Origin of the sequence: Pseudomonas sp. (assembly GCF_030698175.1) — a bacterium.
In the GTDB taxonomy this organism is placed as follows: domain Bacteria; phylum Pseudomonadota; class Gammaproteobacteria; order Pseudomonadales; family Pseudomonadaceae; genus Aquipseudomonas.
In genome coordinates this window covers 61439-82794 of sequence record NZ_JAUYNT010000016.1, presented here as the reverse complement: position 1 = coordinate 82794, position 21356 = coordinate 61439, and the positions used below count along the sequence as shown (strand labels likewise).

The 21356-nt window shown below is 57.2% G+C and carries 21 protein-coding genes and 3 tRNA genes; 17 read left to right on the top strand and 7 right to left on the bottom strand.

The features are described 5' to 3' along the window. Nucleotides 1–3: 3 nt before the first annotated feature. The 6 genes from Q8R10_RS07740 to Q8R10_RS07715 all read left to right on the top strand — a co-directional run bounded on the left by Q8R10_RS07740 (nucleotide 4) and on the right by Q8R10_RS07715 (nucleotide 3794). Entirely contained in the window at nucleotides 4–1221 is a 1218-nt protein-coding gene (locus Q8R10_RS07740; RefSeq protein WP_305652584.1) for a type II secretion system F family protein, read from the top strand. A gap of 3 nt (nucleotides 1222–1224) precedes the next feature. Beyond that, complete coding sequence (locus Q8R10_RS07735; protein WP_305652582.1) at nucleotides 1225–2097, top strand: A24 family peptidase; 873 nt, start codon at nucleotides 1225–1227, stop codon at nucleotides 2095–2097. Next, nucleotides 2094–2705 (top strand): dephospho-CoA kinase, encoded by a 612-nt coding sequence (gene coaE / locus Q8R10_RS07730; RefSeq protein WP_305652580.1) that lies wholly within the window; start codon nucleotides 2094–2096, stop codon nucleotides 2703–2705. The genes Q8R10_RS07735 and coaE overlap by 4 nt, the downstream gene beginning before the upstream one ends. After that, nucleotides 2702–2902 carry a DNA gyrase inhibitor YacG gene (gene yacG / locus Q8R10_RS07725; protein WP_305652578.1) on the top strand — a complete coding sequence of 67 codons (201 nt, stop codon included), beginning with the start codon at nucleotides 2702–2704 and terminating at the stop codon, nucleotides 2900–2902. The genes coaE and yacG overlap by 4 nt, the downstream gene beginning before the upstream one ends. A 166-nt stretch (nucleotides 2903–3068) precedes the next feature. Then, nucleotides 3069–3506 (top strand): thermonuclease family protein, encoded by a 438-nt coding sequence (locus Q8R10_RS07720; protein ID WP_305652576.1) that lies wholly within the window; start codon nucleotides 3069–3071, stop codon nucleotides 3504–3506. A gap of 114 nt (nucleotides 3507–3620) precedes the next feature. Beyond that, nucleotides 3621–3794 (top strand): DUF3094 family protein, encoded by a 174-nt coding sequence (locus Q8R10_RS07715; RefSeq protein ID WP_305652573.1) that lies wholly within the window; start codon nucleotides 3621–3623, stop codon nucleotides 3792–3794. A 73-nt stretch (nucleotides 3795–3867) separates the two neighbouring features. Here the strand turns inward: Q8R10_RS07715 and Q8R10_RS07710 are convergent. The 3 genes from Q8R10_RS07710 to Q8R10_RS07700 form a co-directional block, all read right to left on the bottom strand. Continuing rightward, nucleotides 3868–3943: transfer RNA gene (locus Q8R10_RS07710), tRNA-Lys, on the bottom strand. A 5-nt stretch (nucleotides 3944–3948) separates the two neighbouring features. Beyond that, a tRNA-Pro gene (locus tag Q8R10_RS07705) sits at nucleotides 3949–4025 on the bottom strand. Between the two features lie 9 nt (nucleotides 4026–4034). Further along, a tRNA-Asn gene (locus Q8R10_RS07700) sits at nucleotides 4035–4110 on the bottom strand. 203 nt (nucleotides 4111–4313) lie between these two features. On the opposite strand from Q8R10_RS07700, the gene Q8R10_RS07695 reads away from it, so the two are divergent. Together Q8R10_RS07695 and Q8R10_RS07690 are read left to right on the top strand one after the other, a co-directional pair. Further along, a complete protein-coding gene (locus Q8R10_RS07695) occupies nucleotides 4314–6728 on the top strand; it encodes a DUF1631 domain-containing protein (protein ID WP_305652571.1) in 2415 nt (804 codons plus the stop codon). Between the two features lie 9 nt (nucleotides 6729–6737). Further along, nucleotides 6738–7070, top strand: coding sequence for a PilZ domain-containing protein (locus Q8R10_RS07690; protein WP_305652569.1), 333 nt, complete (start codon nucleotides 6738–6740; stop codon nucleotides 7068–7070). A 348-nt stretch (nucleotides 7071–7418) separates the two neighbouring features. Here Q8R10_RS07690 and clpB read toward each other — a convergent pair whose 3' ends face one another. The 3 genes from clpB to rluD all read right to left on the bottom strand — a co-directional run bounded on the left by clpB (nucleotide 7419) and on the right by rluD (nucleotide 11855). Then, nucleotides 7419–9983 (bottom strand): ATP-dependent chaperone ClpB, encoded by a 2565-nt coding sequence (gene clpB, locus Q8R10_RS07685; RefSeq protein WP_305652567.1) that lies wholly within the window; start codon nucleotides 9981–9983, stop codon nucleotides 7419–7421. A 161-nt stretch (nucleotides 9984–10144) separates the two neighbouring features. Then, on the bottom strand, nucleotides 10145–10879 hold the full coding sequence (gene pgeF / locus Q8R10_RS07680; RefSeq protein WP_305652565.1) for a peptidoglycan editing factor PgeF: 735 nt from the start codon (nucleotides 10877–10879) through the stop codon (nucleotides 10145–10147). Between the two features lie 13 nt (nucleotides 10880–10892). Continuing rightward, entirely contained in the window at nucleotides 10893–11855 is a 963-nt protein-coding gene (rluD, locus tag Q8R10_RS07675) for a 23S rRNA pseudouridine(1911/1915/1917) synthase RluD (RefSeq protein WP_305652563.1), read from the bottom strand. A 144-nt stretch (nucleotides 11856–11999) separates the two neighbouring features. On the opposite strand from rluD, the gene Q8R10_RS07670 reads away from it, so the two are divergent. The 4 genes from Q8R10_RS07670 (at nucleotide 12000) to Q8R10_RS07655 (ending at nucleotide 16358) form a co-directional block, all read left to right on the top strand. Beyond that, nucleotides 12000–13025, top strand: coding sequence for an outer membrane protein assembly factor BamD (locus Q8R10_RS07670; protein WP_305652561.1), 1026 nt, complete (start codon nucleotides 12000–12002; stop codon nucleotides 13023–13025). A gap of 168 nt (nucleotides 13026–13193) precedes the next feature. Then, nucleotides 13194–13436 carry a PP0621 family protein gene (locus Q8R10_RS07665; protein ID WP_305652559.1) on the top strand — a complete coding sequence of 81 codons (243 nt, stop codon included), beginning with the start codon at nucleotides 13194–13196 and terminating at the stop codon, nucleotides 13434–13436. Beyond that, complete coding sequence (locus Q8R10_RS07660) at nucleotides 13426–15018, top strand: PAS domain-containing sensor histidine kinase (protein ID WP_305652557.1); 1593 nt, start codon at nucleotides 13426–13428, stop codon at nucleotides 15016–15018. The genes Q8R10_RS07665 and Q8R10_RS07660 overlap by 11 nt, the downstream gene beginning before the upstream one ends. Nucleotides 15019–15020: 2 nt before the next feature. Then, nucleotides 15021–16358, top strand: a complete 1338-nt coding sequence (locus Q8R10_RS07655; RefSeq protein ID WP_305652555.1) for a sigma-54 dependent transcriptional regulator — start codon at nucleotides 15021–15023, stop codon at nucleotides 16356–16358. Nucleotides 16359–16561: 203 nt separating this feature from the next. On the opposite strand, the gene thiO is transcribed toward Q8R10_RS07655, so the two are convergent. Continuing rightward, nucleotides 16562–17650: a glycine oxidase ThiO gene (gene thiO, locus Q8R10_RS07650; RefSeq protein WP_305652553.1), complete on the bottom strand. Its 1089-nt coding sequence runs from the start codon at nucleotides 17648–17650 to the stop codon at nucleotides 16562–16564. A gap of 395 nt (nucleotides 17651–18045) precedes the next feature. Between thiO and Q8R10_RS20820 the strand changes: the two genes are divergently transcribed. From Q8R10_RS20820 to Q8R10_RS07625, 5 genes are all read left to right on the top strand, one after another. Beyond that, nucleotides 18046–18555 carry a GspH/FimT family pseudopilin gene (locus Q8R10_RS20820; RefSeq protein WP_371133299.1) on the top strand — a complete coding sequence of 170 codons (510 nt, stop codon included), beginning with the start codon at nucleotides 18046–18048 and terminating at the stop codon, nucleotides 18553–18555. A gap of 219 nt (nucleotides 18556–18774) precedes the next feature. Then, nucleotides 18775–19287: a GspH/FimT family pseudopilin gene (locus tag Q8R10_RS07640; protein WP_305652549.1), complete on the top strand. Its 513-nt coding sequence runs from the start codon at nucleotides 18775–18777 to the stop codon at nucleotides 19285–19287. Nucleotides 19288–19299: 12 nt separating this feature from the next. Next, on the top strand, nucleotides 19300–19875 hold the full coding sequence (gene pilV, locus Q8R10_RS07635; protein WP_305652547.1) for a type IV pilus modification protein PilV: 576 nt from the start codon (nucleotides 19300–19302) through the stop codon (nucleotides 19873–19875). Then, the gene (locus Q8R10_RS07630) at nucleotides 19872–20708 is read left to right on the top strand and encodes a PilW family protein (RefSeq protein WP_305652545.1); all 837 of its coding nucleotides are present in this window, start codon (nucleotides 19872–19874) and stop codon (nucleotides 20706–20708) included. Before pilV ends, Q8R10_RS07630 begins: the two co-directional genes overlap by 4 nt. Continuing rightward, on the top strand, nucleotides 20705–21355 hold the full coding sequence (locus Q8R10_RS07625; RefSeq protein WP_305652543.1) for a PilX N-terminal domain-containing pilus assembly protein: 651 nt from the start codon (nucleotides 20705–20707) through the stop codon (nucleotides 21353–21355). Before Q8R10_RS07630 ends, Q8R10_RS07625 begins: the two co-directional genes overlap by 4 nt. Nucleotide 21356: the final 1 nt, after the last annotated feature.

The following is a 21356-nucleotide window of genomic DNA, read 5'->3' as shown; positions in this document are numbered from 1 at the left end:
TTCATGGCCGTTAAAGCATTAAAGACCAGCACCTTTAGCTGGGAAGGCACGGATAAAAAAGGCAATAAACTGAAGGGCGAAACCGGCGGCCAAAGCCCATTATTGGTTAAGGCGCAATTGCGCAAGCAAGGCATCAATGCCACCAAGGTGCGCAAAAAATCAGTTTCTATCTTCAGCGCCGGCAAAAAAATCAAACCCATGGACATCGCCCTGTTTGCCCGGCAGATGGCCACCATGATGAAGGCCGGCGTGCCATTATTGCAGTCGTTTGAGATCATCGGCGAGGGTCTGGATAACCCCAACATGCGCAAACTGGTTGACGATATCAAGCAGCACGTGGCCGCCGGTAACAGCTTCGCCGCAGCCCTGCGCACCCGCCCGCTGTATTTCGATGACCTATTTTGCAACTTGGTGGATGCCGGCGAACAAGCCGGCGCACTGGAAAACCTGCTTGATCGGGTAGCCACCTACAAGGAAAAAACTGAAGCATTAAAAGCTAAAATAAAAAAGGCCATGAACTACCCAATTGCCGTGGTTTGCGTGGCAGTTATTGTTACAGCAATTCTTTTGATTAAAGTAGTACCGCAATTTGAAAGCGTGTTTTCAAGCTTTGGGGCTGAGTTACCCGCTTTCACCCAATTTGTAGTCGGTTTATCTAAGGGGCTACAAGAGTGGTGGTATTTATTTCTAATCGGCATATTTGCTGTGGTTTTTAGCCTTACTCAAACCCATAAACGTTCAGAGAAATTTCGTAACTGGCTAGACCGGACTGCACTAAAAGCGCCGGTGGTCGGCGATATTATTTACAAATCGTCAGTCGCGCGCTACGCGCGCACCCTGGCCACCACCTTTGCCGCCGGCGTGCCGCTGGTTGAAGCACTGGATTCCGTTGCGGGCGCGACCGGCAATATTGTGTTTAAAAATGCGGTAAACAAAGTTAAACAAGACGTGACCTCAGGTATGCAATTAAATTTTTCGATGCGTAGCACTGGGGTATTCCCCTCCATGGCGATTCAAATGACCGCTATTGGCGAGGAATCCGGCGCACTGGATATGATGCTGGATAAAGTCGCCAGTTATTACGAGGCCGAGGTCGATAACGCCGTCGATGGCTTAACCGCGTTAATGGAACCGCTAATCATGTCCGTTTTGGGCGTATTAGTGGGCGGCTTGATCATCGCCATGTATCTGCCGATTTTTCAGTTGGGCGCCGTGGTTTAACCTATGCCTTTGCTCGACTTTCTGGCCAGCCAACCACTGGCCCTGGCTTTATGCACGCTGCTACTGGGATTACTAATTGGCAGCTTCCTCAACGTGCTGATTTACCGCCTGCCGAAAATGCTCCAGCGTGACTGGCAAGCTCAGGCCCGTGAGATTCTCAACCTAACTGCCGAAGCGCGCAGCGAAACCTTCAACTTGATTCTGCCCAACTCAAGCTGCCCGCACTGCAGTCACGAGATTAAGCCCTGGGAAAACATCCCAATCATCAGCTACCTGTTTTTGCGCGGCAAATGCTCGGCCTGCAAGGCGCATATAAGCCTGCGCTACCCGCTAGTTGAACTAAGTTGCGGCCTGCTTTCAGCTTATATCGCCTGGCATTTCGGCTTTACCTGGCAAACCGGGGCGATGCTGGTGTTGACCTGGGGCTTGCTGGCGATGAGCCTGATTGATGCCGACCATCAACTACTGCCCGATGCGTTAGTGCTTCCACTGCTCTGGCTGGGCCTGATCGTTAACCAGTTCGGTCTATTTACCACGCCAGCAGATGCACTCTGGGGGGCGGTAGCGGGCTACCTGAGCCTGTGGTCGGTGTACTGGCTATTCAAGCTGGTGACTGGCAAGGAAGGCATGGGTTATGGCGACTTCAAGCTACTGGCCATGCTCGGCGCCTGGGGTGGATGGCAGATATTGCCGCTGACCATTCTGCTGTCATCGCTGGTTGGCGCAGTGCTGGGCTTAATTATGCTGAAACTGCGTAACGCCGAAACCAGCACGCCAATCCCCTTCGGCCCTTACTTGGCAATTGCCGGCTGGATTGCGCTGCTCTGGGGCGATCAGATTACCGGCACCTACCTGCAGATCGCCGGATTTAAATGAGCGCAGCCTGGACTCTGGGCCTGACCGGCGGTATCGGCAGTGGCAAAAGCGCTGCAGCCCAGCACTTTATCGACCTTGGCGTGCACGCAGTGGATGCTGATCACGCTGCGCGCTGGGTCGTAGAACCGGGCCGCCCAGCGCTTGCGCAAATTGCTGCTCATTTTGGCGCAGCCATTTTGCAGGCCGACGGCCAACTGGATCGCGCCGCGTTGCGCGCCCAGATATTCCAACACCCCGAAGAACGCCGCTGGCTGGAAGCACTGCTGCACCCGCTAATCAGGCAGGAGATCATCAGCAATCTGGCCAAGGCTGAATCCACCTATGCCATTTTGGTCTCACCGCTGCTGGTGGAATCAGGCCAACATCTGCTAACTCAGCGAGTGCTGGTGGTCGATGCTCCCGAACAATTGCAACTGCAACGCACCATGCAGCGTGATCACGCCAGTGCAGAGCAAGTACAAGCCATCCTCAAGGCGCAAGCCAGCCGCGAAGAGCGCTTAGGTCACGCCGACGATGTACTGCTCAATGACCGCGATATAAACTGGCTACAGGCCGAAGTTGAGCGCCTACACCGTTTTTATCTAACCCTGCGCACAGGCCAAGCATGAGCAAAACCACCACTGTTACCTGCCCCACTTGCGACGCTCCGGTTGAATGGGGCCCACAAAGCCCGAACCGACCCTTTTGCTCCGAACGCTGCAAGCTGATCGACCTCGGCGCCTGGGCTTCAGAAGAACACAGCATTCCCGGCGATCCTCTGGAAGATGAGCTGTTCAGCAGCGATATGCCGCCGCGCCAGCATTAATCCAGCGCCCAGCAAAACCCTCGCACACAATTCAGACCTCATAAATCCGTAATCGCGGTCGACATGGGCACCCGAACGAGTTTCCGGCACCGCAGCCCAATGCAACCGCACAAGCACAGTTTAATCAGCTAAAGTCGCCGACCTTCTTGCTAGCCGCGTAAACGCCATGCCACGTCATTTGCTGTACTGCTTCCTCCTGCTAAATCTGCTTTGCGCGCCCACGTTTGCCGCCGCCCCACGCCCCGACTATGGCAGCGTGCGCGTTGATGAGGTCACCAGCATCTATGATGGCGACACCCTTCGCGTGACCATCCGCGCCTGGCCCGCTGTGGCCGGCGAGCGCGTGCCGGTGCGCCTGTACGGCATCGACACCCCGGAGATGCGCGATAAGCGACCGCGGGTGTACGACCTGGCCAAGCGCGCCAAGCAATTTAGCGTGGCGCGCTTACGTGGCGCAAAGCGCGTCGAATTGCGGCAAATACGCCGCGACAAGTATTTTCGACTGCTTGCCGAGGTCTGGGTGGACGGTCTCAATCTGAGCGATTTGCTGCTCAAAGCCGGACTGGCCAAACCCTATTACGGCGGTAAAAAAGTTAGCTGGTAGGTGCAAGAGGGCCAAACGCCACAAACTTCCCTTTCGATGCGCTACTACAAACCTCGCACTGGGTCTTTGCCTGTAGCCGGTCTAGACTGCAAGCACAACCAATCGAGGCCCACCATGTCCAGCCGCCTAAATGAACAAGACCAACAACGGGTCGACCAGTACCTTAGCGCACCGCAGCATCAGGTCGAACGCCAAGCCTTTAAGCCTTGGCGCCTGCTGCTCGTGGTACTGACTGTCGTGATCAGCCTCGGCCTGCTCAGTCAACTACTCAGCCGACTGGTGCATTAAGCCGCAGCAAACGCCATGCAGCGATTAAATTTCAGGCAAAAAAAACCCTGATTTTTCAATCAGGGTTTTAATTTGGTGGGTCGTGTGGGATTCGAACCTACGACCAATTGGTTAAAAGCCAACTGCTCTACCAACTGAGCTAACGACCCAAAAATGGTCGGGGTAAGGGGATTCGAACTCCTGACATCCTGCTCCCAAAGCAGGCGCGCTACCGGACTGCGCTATACCCCGGCGAAAGATTGGCTCCACGACCTGGACTCGAACCAGGGACCCAGTGATTAACAGTCACTTGCTCTACCAACTGAGCTATCGCGGAACTACTTGCTTCCATCTCATTCAGTGCTTGGCGTTTCCGCTGCCCCGTCTGAGGAGCGCCATTCTATATATCTGGCGTAGGCTGTCAACATTAAAAACAAACATTCGACAATTCTTTGCAGGTGGCTGGCAGGCTGCTATATCTTTAACCAAGTGTGATCACAGCAGGATGCGCGGGCGCTAAGCCTTAAGCCAGGAAAGTCGATGAGTAACCAGCCACCGTCTAAAAACCCCATCGCTGCCGCGCAAACGCTTGCCAGCCGTGGCATTCAGCCGCGCTTTGGCGAGCTGATGCAGGGCTGTCACAAACTCGCCATGAACCGCCTGGCAGAGCACCTCAGCGGGGTTTTTGCACAAGTCGACGACACCCTGTTTGAGTGCGCCGAAAAAGCCGAGAACAACCAGATCCAGACGCTGTTCTTCGACAGCATGCGCGACATTCGCAAACAGCGGCCGCAGATTGAACGAACCTACCATCAACATATCGCGCAAAACTTTGCCGACCTCATAGAGGGCAAACTTAAAGCGCAACAAGAGCCTGGTGAGCTAAACGCCGAACAACTGTCGCTGGTGCAAAACGAAGATTACGAAGAGAGCCTGCAAGTCACTAACATGGCCAGCCGGGTTAAGGCGCGCTGCGCCCAATCTCTGTTTGCCCTCGACCAACGCCTAGCGTTGCTCAACAACGGCAAAAAACTGGACGAGGACAACAATCCGTTCGGGCCACAAGCTATCGCACAGACCTTTCGCGACGCCTTAGCCGCAACGCCATTCCCGCTGCGGATCAAGACCATCCTTTATATGTTGTTTGATCAACATATGATGCAGAACCTCGACAGCCTCTACGAAGCGCTGAATCAACGGCTCATTGACGCCGACGTGCTGCCCAACTTGAAATACAGCGCGCAGCGCGCAGCCACTCGCAACCGCCCCACAGCCAGTACAGAGCCAGCGCAGGAGCCAAGCAGCGCACCTGCTGCAGCTCCGCCAGCACATGCAACTCACGCAGCATACGAGCAACACAACGCCGGCCAGTTGCACTATTCGCCAGCTCCAAGCGGCGCATCGACGGCTCACTACGCGCCGACAGAAGCCTATCCGGCCGGCCCTGCAGACCTGAGCGGTGAGCCGCCAAGCGATCCGGCCGTGCTTTTTAGCGGGCTAGCGACCTTACTCGGCGAGCACCGCCAACGTGATATCGACGCACCACTGTTCGGCGGCACGCGCAGCATTGTCAGCTTTGCCCCGCAGGGCGCCACCCGCGTGTACAGCGCCAGCGAACTGCTCGACGCCCTCAATCGCCTACAACAACAGTCCGCCAACGACCTAAGCCATCGCCTGCATAAACCTCAGGGCGTCGAGGGACTCAAAGCCGACCTGCAGCAACAACTGGAGAGCTACAGCAGCCAGCCCGGCGAGCAAAAGCTGTCCGACCAAGAGGCTGATGTTATTGACTTGGTCGGCATGCTGTTTGACTTCATCCTTGATGACGACAACCTGCCAGACAATTGCAAAACCGCCCTCTCACACCTGCACACACCGTATCTTAAGGTCGCGCTGCAAGATAAAGCGCTGTTCACCCAGCACCAGCATCCCGCCCGCCGACTACTCAATGCCATGGCGCAAGCCGGCGTACTTTATGGCTGCGACGGCGACGAGCGCGGCTTACTGGCCAAGATGCAGTGGGTGGTTGAGCGGGTCATTCACGGCTTTGCCGGCAACCTGCAACTCTTTGAAAGCCTGCTTGAAGAGTTCAATGAGTACGCCGCAACCCTGCAGCACAAAGCTGAACTGCGCGAACGCCGCGCCGTAGAAGCCGCCAAGGGCCGTGACAAACTCCTCGGCGCCCGCCAACTGGCTGTTGAGGTAATCGCTCAAGCACTGCATGACCGCCAGCCTCCGGCAATTATTCGCAACTTTCTCGAACTCACCTGGGCCGATGTGCTGGTATTTGTCTGCCTTCGCCATGGTGAGCGCAGCGCCGAGTGGCAGCGCGCCAGCGAGGTCGCCGAGCAATTAGCCTGGAGTGGCACACCACAAGACGCCAACGGCCGCGAGCGACTGCAAGCACTGCGCGTGGCGCTCCTGGAAGACCTGCGTCAAGGCCTTGAGTTGCTGGGCGGCTACCATGACGCCGGGATTCGCCGCCTGCTACAAGACCTCGTCGCCTGCCAGCACGCCGTGCAAGCCAAACAGCCGCAGATCGCCGCCAAGCTTAATCCGGCGCTGCCAGAAAGCCCGCTGGGCGCCATGCTCGGTGAAGATGCCGCCCTAGCCACCAGCGCACCGCGCGCCGCTGGACTATCAGCCCGCGCACAAGTACTGGTTAAAGAACTCGAGCAGATCGAATTTGGCACCTGGTTTGAATTTGTTAACGGCGACGAAACCCGCGAGCTAAAACTGTCCTGGTACAGCCCGACCACGCGCAACTACATGTTTGTGGACCACAGCGGCCAACGGGTCGCGATCAAACCACTGACCCTGCTGGCCAGCGAAATGGAGCAAGGCCTCGCCCGCATCATCGCCCCCGAACGCGCAGCTCCGCTGGTGGATCGCGCCCTCAGTGCCATCTACCGAGTCTTGCAGCGCTTTAGCGGCCGCACGACTGCAGACGCTTAAGGAGTGCCCATGGATGATCGTCGTCAGCGCAGCCGTCATCATGCCGAGCTGCAGCTGGAAGTCTTCGACCTGAATAGCGGGGAAAGCCTCGGTCGCGTAGTCGACCTAACCAATGACGGCTTTATGCTGTTCAGCGAGGCCGCCGTGAGCGCCGACTCGGTGTGGGACTTGCGTCTGGTATGCGCCCACCCAGTAGACGACATCCGCGAAATTCGCCTAGGCGCCGACTGCCTATGGAGCCGCCCCGGCGCCAACGGCCAACACTGCTGGAGCGGCTTTCACATTATCGATCTAGCCGATGATCAGGCCGCAGCACTGACGATACTTTTAGAGCATATTTAAGGCGATGTCCCTGTTACGTATTGCAACGCGCAAGTCCCGTAGCCTGGTTCGTGACCCAGATGAATATGGGAAAAAGAACGGTTGTGGCCCTGCAGGATTGCCAGTGTGCTCGCGCTCGCTTCGCGGATGAATCCGCTCCTACACAAACCCAGCACCTGCAATAATTTCATCGGCTGGCCAACCTGTAGGAGCGGATTTATCCGCGATTGGCCGGTGCAGGCAGCACAGGCATCAAGGCTAATTCCCTCTCGCGACAATTTAGGTCCCTCGCAACGCATAACTGGGACAGAGTCATATCAAAACCCACAAAAAAGCCCGCACCGCGGGCCTTTTCATTTATGCCGCAACTCAATTAAAGACGATGACATCGCCCTCCACGCGCCCCACAACCTGGCTGCCCGGAGCAAACTTGCCCGCCAGGATCAGCTGCGCCAGCGGATTTTCGATCCAGCGCTGAATCGCCCGTTTTAATGGCCGCGCACCGTAAACCGGGTCGTAGCCCACGGCAATCAGCTTATCCAGCGCCTCGTCACTCAACTGCAGATTCAGCTCGCGCTCCGCCAAGCGCTGGCGCAGACGGCCAAGCTGAATTTGCGCAATACCAGCAATTTGCTCACGGGCCAGAGGCTCGAACACCACCACTTCGTCAATACGGTTGATGAACTCCGGGCGAAAATGCACGCTCACCGCATCCATTACCGCCGCGCGCTGCGCTTCGTGATCACCGACCAACTCCTGAATCTGCGCCGAACCCAAATTGGAGGTCATCACTATCACGCTATTGCGAAAATCCACCGTGCGCCCGTGACTGTCGGTTAACCGGCCATCTTCCAGCACCTGCAGCAGCACGTTAAACACATCCGGATGAGCCTTCTCCACTTCATCCAGCAACACCACCGAGTAAGGCTTGCGGCGCACTGCCTCGGTCAAATAACCACCCTCTTCATAACCGACATAACCCGGCGGTGCGCCAATCAAGCGGGCGACCGAATGCTTCTCCATAAACTCGGACATATCGATACGCACCATCGCTTCGGTGGTATCAAACAAAAACTCAGCCAGCGCTTTGCACAGCTCGGTTTTACCCACACCCGTGGGGCCGAGAAACAGGAACGAGCCACTCGGCCGATCCGGATCGGACAACCCCGCCCGCGAACGGCGTACCGCGTTAGAAACGGCCAGCACGGCTTCGTCCTGACCTATCACCCGCTGATGCAGCAGGCTTTCCATCTTCAGTAACTTGTCGCGCTCGCCTTCGAGCATTTTCGCCACCGGAATGCCGGTCCACTTGGAGACCACTTCGGCGATCTCTTCTTCGGTCACCTTGCTGCGCAACAGTTGGTTCTCGGCCTTGCCGTGCTGGTCGACCATCTGCAGGCTGCGTTCAAGGTCGGGAATGGTCTCGTACTGCAGCTTCGCCATGCGCTCCAGATCCCCCTTGCGCCGCGCGGTTTCAAACTCTTGGCGCGATTGCTCGATGCGCTGCTGGATTTGCGCCGAGCCCTGCACTTCGGCTTTTTCGGCCTTCCAGATCTCCTCCAGGTCGGCGTATTCACGCTCCAAGCGGGCGATGTCTTCCTTGAGTTTCTCTAGGCGCTTGAGCGCCGCCTCGTCATCTTCTTTGTTCAGCGCCGCGCACTCAACTTTGAGCTGAATCAAACGCCGCTCCAGGCGATCAAGCACCTCAGGCTTGGAATCGATCTCCATGCGGATGCGGCTGGCGGCCTCGTCGATCAGGTCGATGGCCTTGTCCGGCAATTGCCGATCGGTGATGTAACGATGACTGAGTTTGGCCGCAGCAATGATGGCGCCATCGGTGATCGCCACCTTGTGATGTACCTCGTAACGCTCTTTCAGGCCGCGCAAAATGGCTATGGTGTCTTCTTCGCTCGGCTCATCCACCTGCACCTTCTGGAAGCGCCGTTCCAGCGCCGCGTCCTTCTCGATGTACTGGCGATACTCATTGAGGGTGGTGGCGCCGACGCAATGCAACTCGCCGCGCGCCAGCGCCGGCTTGAGCATATTGCCGGCATCCATGGCGCCATCGGCTTTGCCGGCGCCGACCATGGTGTGCAGCTCATCAATAAACAAGATGACCCGACCTTCCTGCTTGCCCAGCTCGTTGAGCACCGCTTTTAAGCGCTCCTCGAACTCACCACGAAATTTCGCCCCGGCAATCAGCGCGCCCATGTCCAGGGACAGCACGCGCTTGTCACGCAGGCCATCCGGCACCTCGCCATTGATAATGCGCTGGGCCAAACCTTCAACGATGGCGGTCTTGCCCACGCCTGGCTCGCCGATCAACACCGGATTGTTTTTGGTCCGGCGCTGCAACACTTGAATGGTGCGGCGAATCTCATCGTCACGGCCAATCACCGGATCGAGCTTGCCCTCCTCGGCTTTTTTGGTCAGGTCGACGGTGTATTTATCCAGCGCCTGCCGCGACTCTTCGGCGTTCGGGTCATTTACCGCATCGCCACCGCGCAGGTTATTCACCGCGTTCTCCAAGGCTTTTTTCGACACGCCCTGAGCCAGCAATAACTTGCCCAGCTTGGTGCCGTCATCCAAGGCGGCCAGCAGGACCAACTCGCTGGAGATAAACTGATCGCCCTTTTGCTGCGACAGGCGATCGGCCTGATTAAGTAAACGAGCCAAATCCTGCGACAGATTCACGTCGCCAGTCGGGCTCTGGATTTTCGGCAGCTTGTCGAGCTCTTTGCTCAGCGCCTGACGCAGGCCGGCTACATCAAAACCCACTTGCATCAGCAGCGGCTTGATTGAGCCGCCTTGCTGCTCCAGCAAGGCTTGCAGTAGATGCAGCGGCTCGACCGCCCCGTGATCGAGCCCAACCGCCATGGACTGGGCATCTGACAGTGCCAGTTGCAACTTGCTGGTTAAACGATCGATGCGCATAACTATCATCCTTTGTCTGCGAGCAGGCTGGCGCGAGGCGCGCTAAAAACCTGTTGGTATAACAGTCTAGATGAGGATAATTCTGGGCGATTCAAGCCCGACGACCTTGATATAGGTCAGTTACCAGCGCGGCGAACGAAGATGGGCGCAACTCGAGCGGACTACACCAGCCAGACCAGCGAAGCAAAACGACCCGTGCGCGCGGCACGCCGGTAAGAATAAAAGCGCGGATCGCTGACCGTGCAGAAACCGCCGCCGTACACCGCCGCTACACCGCAGGCTGCCAGGCGAATGCGCGCCAAGGCGTAGATATCCGCCATAAAGCGCCCGCAATTAAGGCTAGGCACAAAGGCTGCGTCTGCCTGCGGATGCTTTGAGACAAAGGCCTCGCGCACCTCGGCGCCGACCTCAAACGCCGCTGGACCAATGGCCGGCCCCAGCCAGGCCAGCAACTGCTCAGGCTGCAGCGCCATGGCCTGCACCGTGGCTTCCAGCACCCCGCCGGCCAAGCCGCGCCAGCCCGCGTGCGCCGCTGCTACGCGAGTGCCGGCACGGTCACAGAACAGCACCGGCAAGCAGTCGGCGGTCAGCACCGCACAGGCAACGCCGACCTCGGCCGTGTAACTGGCGTCTGCCTCAAGTATTTGCCTGGGATCTGCCGCCGCCACCTGCACGCCATGCACTTGGCGCAACCAGGCAGGCGCGCAGCCAAGCGCGGCCTGCAGGCGCTGGCGATTGGCGAATACCGAGAGGGAGTCATCCTCGACATGGTCGCCGAGGTTAAAACTATCGAAGGGTGACCGACTGACACCGCCGGCGCGGGTCGTCACGCAACCCCGAACCCGCGCCGGCGCCGGCCAATCGGGCAGCAGCCAATCGGCCGGCCAGCTATTCATCAATAAACGCCGATCAGCCAATAAAGGCTTCGCGATCCTGACGCAGCAGCGTCAGCAACCAAACGAAGTCATCCGGCAACGGCGCCTGCCATTTCATCCGCACACCGGTGGTCGGATGATCAAGCTCAAGGAAGCGCGCATGCAGCGCTTGGCGCGGAAAGTCTTTGAGCGACTGCACCAGCGTCTGGCTGGCCGCCGGCGGAATGCGAAAACGACCACCGTAAGCCGGGTCACCCACCAACGGGAAGTTGATGTGCGACATGTGCACACGGATCTGGTGAGTACGGCCAGTCTCCAGTTTGACCCGCGTATGGGTGTGCAGACGAAAACGCTCCAGCACGCGGTAGTGACTGACCGCCGCTTTACCGCCCTCCATCACCGCCATGCGCTGGCGCTGCTGACCATGGCGACCGATAGGCGCGTTGATCTTGCCGCCAGCGGTAATCACGCCGATAACAATGGCCTCATAGATGCGGCTGACCGAACGTTTTTGCAGCTGATCGACCAGCTTGGTCTGCGCTTGCAGGGTCTTGGCCACCACCATCAAGCCGGTGGTGTCCTTGTCCAGACGATGAACGATGCCTGCGCGCGGCACATTGACCAGATCCGGCACATGGTGCAGCAAGGCATTCAGCAAGGTGCCATCGGCATGACCGACCGCCGGATGCACCACCAAGCCAGCCGGCTTGTTGAGCACCAGAATCTGGTCATCTTCGTAAACGATATCCAGCGCGATGTCTTGGGCAATCCACTCGCCCTGGGCTTCTTGCTCGGCGTTTAACACCAGCACCGAGCCGCCATGGACGATGTCGCGTGGACGCACCACGGCGCCGTCAACAGTCAAGTGGCCATCTTTGATCCAGACGCTCAGGCGCGAACGCGAATACTCATCGAACAGTTGCGCGGCAACTTGATCGAGACGCTGGCCGCCTAAATCGGACGGGATTTCTGCACTATGTTGAATGATTTCAGGCATGGGCTGCTGCGAAGGGCGTGTAGCTTTTGGTTTCAGCTGCGCGCTTGTGGTTAAATACGAAAACTTTGTCCCCACTTAGGGACGCCCATCATAACAGGACGACTGCGCTCAAGACAGCCAGCCGTAACAGGGACGCAAGCCGCCATGCAAGTGAAACACCTGCTGCTGATCGCCATTCTCGGACTCACCGCCGCGTGCTCATCCAGCGATACCGTGGACGAGAACCTCAGCGAGACCGAGCTCTACCAGCAAGCGCAGAACGACTTGGACAACAGTAGCTACGCCAGCGCCGTCAGCAAGCTAAAGGCGCTGGAGTCACGCTTCCCCTTCGGCCGCTACGCCGAACAGGCGCAACTGAACCTGATCTTCGCCTATTACAAGAGCATGGAGCCGGAAGCTGCCAAATCAGCCGCCGAGCGCTTTATCCGCCTGCACCCGCAAGACCCGAACGTCGACTACGCCTACTACTTGAAAGGTCTGACCTCGTTTGAGCAGGACCGCGGCATCATGGCCCGCTTCCTGCCGCTGGACGTCACCAAACGTGATCCGGGCGCGGCCCGCGACTCGTTCAACGAATTCGCCCAGCTGACCAGCCGCTACCCCAACAGCCGTTACTCGGCCGACGCCAAAGAGCGGATGATTTACCTGCGCAACCTGCTGGCGGCCTACGAGATTCACGTTGGCCACTACTACATCAAACGCCAGGCCTATGTCGCCGCCGCCACCCGCGGGCGTTACGTGATAGAAAACTTCCAAGAAACCCCAGCAGTCGCCGACGGTTTGGCGCTGATGATTGAAGCCTACCAACGCCTGGGCCTAACCGACCTTGCAGCCACCAGCCTGGAAGTGCTGAAGCTCAATTACCCCGAGTCGCCAAATCTGGTCGACGGCCAGTTTGTCTCGAGCGAAGCTGAAGCCGACAACCGCAGCTGGCTGAGCAAAGCCACCCTGGGCCTACTTGAGAACGACGCACCACTGCCACCAGGCGAAACGCGCGCCAGTCAGGACGTGATTCGCCAGTACCAAAACGCCGTCGACGAAATCCCGGAAGAACTGCAACCGCAAAACCAGGACGATGACGAGCAAGCCGAGGAAGAACACCAGCAAGCCGAAGCCAATGGCGCAAACCGCTCAACCTGGAGCTACATGACCTTTGGTGTATTCGACTAAAGCGCCAACAATTCAATAAAAAGGGAAGCCAGCGGCTTCCCTTTTTATTTACCGAGCAACAACTCGCGCACAGTCAAAAACTATCGAGGCACAGCCGGCACTTTAACCTTTGTGTTGGCGCCAGCGGCTTGGCTAAACTGAGCTACATACACTCAAGAAGACTCACTCATGTTACTGCGCCTACTGCTCACCCTAGCGCTAATTGGCGCGCTCATTTGGTTGTGGCGCCACCGTCACCGGCAAGCCTCGGCCGCACAGCCCACAAAAACCACAGAACCCAGCGGCGAGCCAATGCTGCGCTGTGCCCATTGCGGCCTGTATATCCCGCAGCACTTAGCGCTAACCTCAGGCGCCAGCAGCTACTGCAGCCAAGCCCACCTGCAACAAGGCCCCCGCCACAGTGAGCACTGAACACCCCGAGTTAAGCGACAACCAAAGCCTGCGCATACTGCGGCTCTATCACCTGTATCGCGTCATCATCGGCTTGGCATTGGTTGCCCTGACTTACGCCGAACTCGACGCGCAAGTACTCGACCTGGTTAATGCCAAACTGTTTGGCTATGTCAGCTGGACTTACCTAGGCAGCAATCTGCTATTTGCCGCACTCGCACGCAAACCGAAAAACGTGCTGCAAGTATTCAGCATCGCCCTGGTCGATGTATTACTGCTGTCGGCGCTGTTCTATTCTGCCGGTGGCAGTCCCAGCGGGCTCGGTAACTTACTGATAGTGGCGGTGGCGATTGCCAATATTTTGCTGCGCGGCCGCATCGGCCTGTTGATTGCGGCAGTTGCCGCCAGCGGCATGATCTACCTGACGTTTTACCTAAGCATCAGCCGCCCCGCCGCCAGCGGGCAATACCTGCAGGCCGGCGCACTTGGCGCCCTGTGCTTTGCCGCTGCGCTGTTTTTACAAGGCCTCACCCGTCGCCTGCAGCAAAGCGAAACCTTGGCCGCGCAACGGGCAACAGCGGTCGCTAACCTCGAAGCACTCAACAGCCTGATTTTACAGCGCATGCGCACCGGCATTTTGCTGCTCGACGACCAGCACCGCGTACTGATGGCCAACCCCGGCGCGCTCACCCTGCTTGGGCACGAGCAACTGCAAGGACGGGTGCTCGATCCGCACTGCATCGAACTGATCAAAAGCCTGCAGCAATGGCGGCATAACCCGACACTGCGCCCGCGAAGCCTGCAGCCACTGAGTAACGGCCCACTGCTGCAACCGAGCTTCGTTCCGTTGCAACGCGGCGAGCAACTGGACACCCTGGTATTTCTCGATGACATCTCGCAGATCGCCCAGCAAGCGCAGCAACTTAAGCTGGCCGCACTGGGGCGCCTGACCGCCGGCATCGCCCACGAAATCCGCAACCCGCTTGGTGCCATCAGCCATGCGGCGCAGCTGCTACAAGAGTCCGAACATCTGCCAGCGACGGATCGACGCCTGGCGCAAATTATTCAAGACCATTCCCGGCGGATGAATCAGGTGATCGAGAACGTATTGCAACTGTCGCGCCGCCGCCAAGCAGAGCCGCAATTGCTCGATCTAAAATACTGGCTGCATCGCTTTGCCAGCGAATACCGCAGCACCGCCCCAGCCAATCAAATGCTGCACCTCGAGGCCTGTAGCGGCAGCCTGCAAACCCGCATGGACCCTCATCAGCTCACGCAGGTACTGACTAATTTGGTGCAGAACGGCCTGCGCTACAGCGGCCAACGCCACAGCCAGAGCCAGGTGTGGCTAAAGCTGTTTCGCGCCACCGACAGCGACCTGCCGGTATTAGAAGTGCTCGACGACGGGCCCGGCGTGCCGGTCGAGCAACTTCAGAGTATCTTTGAGCCCTTCTTTACCACCGACAACAAAGGCACCGGCCTGGGCCTGTATATCTCGCGCGAACTCTGCGAAAGCAATCAAGCGCGACTGGACTACCAAAGACGCGACAGCGGCGGCAGTTGCTTTCGCATCACCTTCGCCCACCCCCGAAAATTGAGTTAAGCATGAGCCGGCAGAGAGCCCTGATCGTCGACGACGAGCCCGATATCCGCGAGTTATTGGAGATCACCCTGGGCCGCATGAAGCTCGACACCCGCAGCGCCCGCGACGTCAAAGAGGCGCGCGAGTGGCTGGCCCGCGAGCCCTTCGACCTGTGCCTGACCGATATGCGCCTGCCCGACGGCACTGGCCTAGAGCTGGTGCAGCATATCCAGCAACGCCACCCCCATGTACCGGTCGCGATGATCACCGCCTACGGCAGCCTCGACACCGCAATCAACGCACTGAAAGCTGGCGCCTTCGATTACCTGACCAAGCCGGTGGATCTCACCCGCCTGCGCGAACTGGTCAACAGCGCCCTGCGCCTTGGCACTACCGGCAGCGATGAACGCAGTGTCGATGACCGCCTGCTCGGCGACACGCCACCGATGCGCACCCTACGCAGCCAGATCAGCAAGCTCGCCCGCAGCCAGGCACCGGTGTATATCAGCGGCGAATCCGGTAGCGGCAAAGAGCTGGTCGCCCGGCTAATCCACGAACAAGGCCCGCGACTGGAAAAACCCTTTGTGCCGGTCAACTGCGGCGCCATCCCCTCCGAGCTGATGGAGAGCGAGTTTTTCGGCCATAAAAAAGGCAGCTTCACCGGCGCCATTGAGGACAAGCAGGGCTTATTTCAGGCAGCGAATGGCGGCACCTTATTTCTCGACGAAGTCGCCGACCTGCCGCTGCCCATGCAGGTCAAATTGCTGCGCGCCATTCAAGAAAAAGCCGTGCGCGCCGTCGGCGGCCAGCAAGAGTTGATCGTCGATGTGCGCGTGCTCTGTGCCACTCATAAAGACCTGGCCGCCGAAGTGGCCGCCGGACGCTTTCGCCAAGACCTTTACTACCGCCTGAACGTTATCGAGCTGTGCGTCCCCTCACTGCGCGAACGCCGCGAAGACATTCCACTACTGGCGGCACGCATGCTTGCCCGCCTCGCCCAAGGCAGTGGTTTGGCCAGCGCCACACTGAGCGATGACGCTCTCGCCAAACTGAAAAGTTATCGCTTCCCCGGCAACGTCCGCGAGCTGGAGAACATGCTCGAACGCGCCTACACCCTCTGCGAAAACGAGCAAATCCAAGCCAGCGACTTGCGCCTCGCCGAGACTCAAACCAGCAGCGAATCTGGTGAAATCAGCCTGGCCGGAATAAACAACCTTGAGGACTACCTCGAGAGCATCGAACGCAAGCTGATAGAACAAGCCCTGGAGGAAACCCGCTGGAACCGCACCGCCGCCGCCGAACGCCTGGGCATGACCTTCCGCTCGCTGCGCTATCGACTAAAAAAGCTCGGTATCGACTAAGGCCAGAATTCGCTAAGCGAGACTATCTACCCGCTAACTGTTGCAGACCGATTTTGTAGGGAGGGCTTCAGCCAACTAAGGCTTTTGCAAAGTCAGCCCACACCACATAGCTCCGGCAGCGCCGCCGGGTTAGCGGCGCGGCTGCCGACTTGAGTCAGTCCCCTCCGACCACCGCGCAACCAACAAGCTACCTACGCAGCGCCCTACCGCCCACTTGGCGCATAGGGCGCCGGATCGACAATCGGCTCGCGCCCGAGCATTAGATCAACCAGCAACTGACAACTGGCCGGCGCCAACACCAAGCCATTGCGATAATGCCCGCAGTTAAGCCACAACCCCGCATGCCCAGGCACCGGCCCAATAAAGGGAATCCCCTCCGGCGAACCTGGCCGCAGCCCAGCCCAATGACCGACCACCTCAGCATCGGCCAAAGCCGGCAGCAACTCCTCGGCCGAAGCCCTAAGGCTTGCCAGAGCAGAATCGGTCGGGGTTTTATCAAAGCCCTCAAACTCCAACGTGCTGCCCACCAAAATATGCCCATCGCGACGTGGAATGGCATAACGGCCCTTGGCCAACACCATGCTCGGCAGAAAAGCCTCAGCGCATTTATAAAGAATCATCTGCCCTTTAACCGGCTCAACCGGCAACTCAACCCCAAGAGCGCCCAGCAACTGCGCACTCCAAGCCCCGGCCGCCACCACTACTTGATCGGCAAGTAGCTCACCCTGCGCAGTCTGCACGCCACAAACCCGCTCACCATCACGAACAAAACCCGTCACCGGACAATGTTCATGCAGGGTGATATTCGGCATCTGCAATAAAGCTTGCCGCAACGCCCGAACCAACCGTGGATTGCGCACATTGGCCACCCCTGGCATCTGCAAGGCCCGGGTAAACCCCGGCGCCAACATCGGCAGCGCCCGATACACATCGGCAATATCCACCTCAGCCAGCGGCCGTCCCTCACGCACCGCCCAAGCCAGCGCCTCGTCCTGATCCTCCAGATCAAACCAATACAAGCCCGTCACATGCACCTCAGGATCAACCCCGGTATCGGCCAACAACCGCTGCGCCAACCCCGGATAAAAATCCTGCGACCAATGCGCCAACGCCGTCACCGCTGGGCTGTAACGCCAGGGATAAAGCGGCGAAACAATCCCCCCTCCAGCCCAAGAAGCTTCTTTACCGACACCACCTATATCCAGCAATGATACATCGCGACCAGCTAACGCCAGCTGATAGCTAGAGAGCAACCCAATAACACCAGCGCCCACAACAATGACATCACTCATACCTGACTCACCCGTAAATTACAGACCTAAACACCACGAATTAAAACAACGCGCTCGCAACGTGATCAAACTCAGGCCGCAAACTAAAAGTGCACTGTGCAGCACTGATTACCAGAAGCTCAAAAGACTGCAAAAGAATACAGCGACTAAAGGTTGCTCGGGCCAAGCACTGAGTACCATTTCAGAGATAACCACCGAGCAGAGCCACATTACCGGCGAACCTGCAGCAGCATTTCAATCGAACGCTGCTCCGCACAGGCGGCACCTGCCAGCCCACAACAACAATCAAATCGCTCACAAAAATTCGCTTTGCAAGCTTTGAACAGCCCAAAACGAGCTATACCAATAGCACGAACGGAGTTCGAGCCTTCACCCATGCAAACACGGACGACATCATGCATACCAGCATAAGGCAACACGCCTTTACCCTCGCAGAACTACTCATAACCGCAGCGCTCATCTCGCTACTTGCCACACTTGCTGCACCCGCCATCGCGCGCCTGTTAGAGCACAATAGAAACCAAGCAGTCATGCACACAATTCACGCCCAGTTGCAGCAGGCGCGCAGTCAAGCTGTACTTAGAAAACAAGGCGTTGAGCTATGCCCAAGTAAAAACGGACGCAAATGCACGACAGACTGGCAAGACCCTTGGCTTATTCGGCTACGCAGCAATCGACAAGCGCTCCATCACGCAGCCGCTTTTGCGGGCGTAACGAACCTACGCTGGTCAGGCTTTAGCGGCAGTATTCGTTTTCACAGCAACGGCACCAGCCCCATAAGCAACGGCCGATTTTTCACCTGCGAACAGCAAGCCGTAGCGATGCAGATACTCATAAACAGACAGGGGCGCATACGCTGGGCAAGCCCACAGGAAAACCAACAAGAAAGTGCACGCTGCCAGTAGCCCCAGCCGGCCAAAGCAGATCAGTCCTGGCTTCGTTTTGGGTAAAAGCAAAATCATATCCATAACGCTGTGGCCGCCTGCCAGCCACAAGCCGTCAAAAACGCACAGCTAAGCGGCGCGCCCCAGTTATCCAGCCAAAATGGCCGACTATCTCAACGAGCAAGACAAGCACACAGCAAAACCAGATGATCTCGCTCACAAGACCTATTGGAGCGCAGCATGCCTCGCCTAGACAACACGCAAGGCTTTACCCTCGTAGAGCTGATGATCACCCTCGCATTGCTCGCGATTGTGGCAACCATAGCAGTACCTAGCTTCACTCAGTTCATACGCAACAATCAGGTAAAAGCAGCAGCAGAGGAGCTAAAGACCTTTTTAATGTTTGCGCGCGACCACGCCATTAACAACAGAGCGCAGGTTAAATTGATTTTCAAAGACAGCACTGCATGGGAAATTCAACGTCCAAGCAAGCAGGACGAAGTCATCCGCACATTAGAACATAGCGCCACTCAAGCCAAAATCGTTGCACTGAACAGCAACCGCACCGCAGCAATCAGCGAACTGCTGTATCGCCCGAGTGGCGTGGTCAGTGCCGGCGCCAGCTTTACAATCTGCCGCGATAATAAACCCGCTGACGGCTACCTGATTACGGTCGAACCCAGTGGCAGCATCGAACTGCACCCAAAGGGCAAAAAAGAAAATAACACCACCAACTTAGCGGCTTGTGAATAAGGGAATATACCTTTGAAAACGCAAACGGGCTTTAGTTTAATTGAAGTACTGGTTACTTTAATCCTGGTCACCACTGGCGTACTCGGCATGCTTGCCATGCAAAGCCGCAGCATTCACTACACCCAAGAATCAATCCAACGCAACGCCGCCGTTGATTTAACCAATCAACTCATAGAAATCATGCGCGCTAATCCACAACTTATTTTCGATACCTTACCGCCAATCCAGCCAGTCAGCAGCGACCTTAAAACAACCTCAATCTTCTACAAAGCCAAAGGTAAAGATTTTGCCCCGGCGCCTAAAATACCCGTTGCCGGCGCGTGTATTGCACCCGGCACGGCACGATTACAACGTGACTGCTGGGTAGAACAAGTCAAACGCAGGCTGCCTAATGCCACGGCACTGTTTAATGCCAACGTCTATATCTGCCGCAGCTCAACACCGACTGCCACCAGCAACCCAATCTGCGATGCCACAGGCTCGGCGCTGGAAATTCAATTAGCCTGGCGAGTAAAAAGCGGCGAATGCCCCGATGATCGCGCCCCCAATGAAACCACCTGTATTTATCGCACACGGGTTGAGCTATGAACAAAATATATAAACGTCTGCTTGCCAGCCAGCAAACTGGTATTTCCATGATTGAACTACTGATTTCGCTCGCCATCAGCAGTTTTTTAATACTAGGTATAACCCAAGTATACCTAGACAATAAACGCAACTATATATTCCAGCAGAGCCAGGCCGGCAACCAAGAAAGCAGTAAATTCCTGGTCATGCTGGTAGACAGCTACCTAAACAAAGCCGGCTATCGCCGAGCACCTGAGGCAACTAAAGAATTTGCCTTTAAAAGCCTTCCCGCCTCCGCCGACTGCGAAGTCTTTAAGACGGAAGCCTCGATAACCAAAGCCAAAATTGGCACAGGCATATGTATCCGTTACCAACCACTGACCAGTCAAGAACTTGACTGCACAGGCCAGCAAACACCCGCCTTTGATGACAGCAAGGCATTTAGCGACAAGAATAATGCAGTAATTATGGTGCTGCGCTACAGACAGGACCCCGACGCAACCAAACTGAATGGCACCCTTGAGTGCAAGGTGGGCAATCAGAGCGCAGACCTGCTAACCGGCATCGCCGATTTTCGCCTGCAGTTTGCGCTAGACACCAATAGCGACAAGACGATTGAAAGCATCATCAGTGCAGATAACTGGACCAGCAGCAGCGGCGATATATTACAAGTACGCTATGCAGCCCTCATGGCCAGCGAGCAAAACCAGCGCACCTCAACTAACTCAAGCATATTAGATACCTGGAACAGAGATGCCAGCAATGCCAGCAAGAGCAGGCTCGCCGCAGCAGACAAACAACATCTATATCAACTAGCCAATAGCGCCGTGTCGATGAGGAACCTGATGCCATGAGACAGCTCCAGAAAAAACAACAAGGCGGCGCCGTGCTGTTAGTGGCCTTGATTATGCTGTTGGTGCTCACGGTGCTAACCGTTACCAATATGCGCGAAGTCACCCTCGAAGGGCGCATGACGGCCAATAAAATGGAAAATCAACAACTGTTTAACGCCAGTGAATCCGCCCTGCGCGAGGCGGAGAACCGTTTTTACGGCCGCGGCCAAAGACCCCGCAAGCTTGAGCCCAATACAGAAAACTGCAAAAAAATAAATACCTACAAAAGACTCGGCAACAAGCCCTGCATTATCGAAGTAGCCAGTCAAGATCCCAAAGAAGCCTATGCGGCGGCTATAAACGACTTCCTCCGCGACCCACTGATTTTTATAAAAGAACAGCATAATTGGACCGGAGCCGAAACAACTGCAGCCAGCAACAGCACCTACATCCCCTGGATGCCTTATCGCGGCACATCCGCCGGCACAATAACCACGCTGTCCGTAAACGCCTTTTGGAACAGCGTAGAGATCCCTGTTGAGGGTATCAACGTCGAGTATGGGGACGCCGGTGCGGGCAAGGGCACCTACTACTACCTGATAACAGGCCAAGCCAATGATCAGTTCGCCGTACAATCAACCATCGCCAGGTTCCACTCAGGGGAATAAC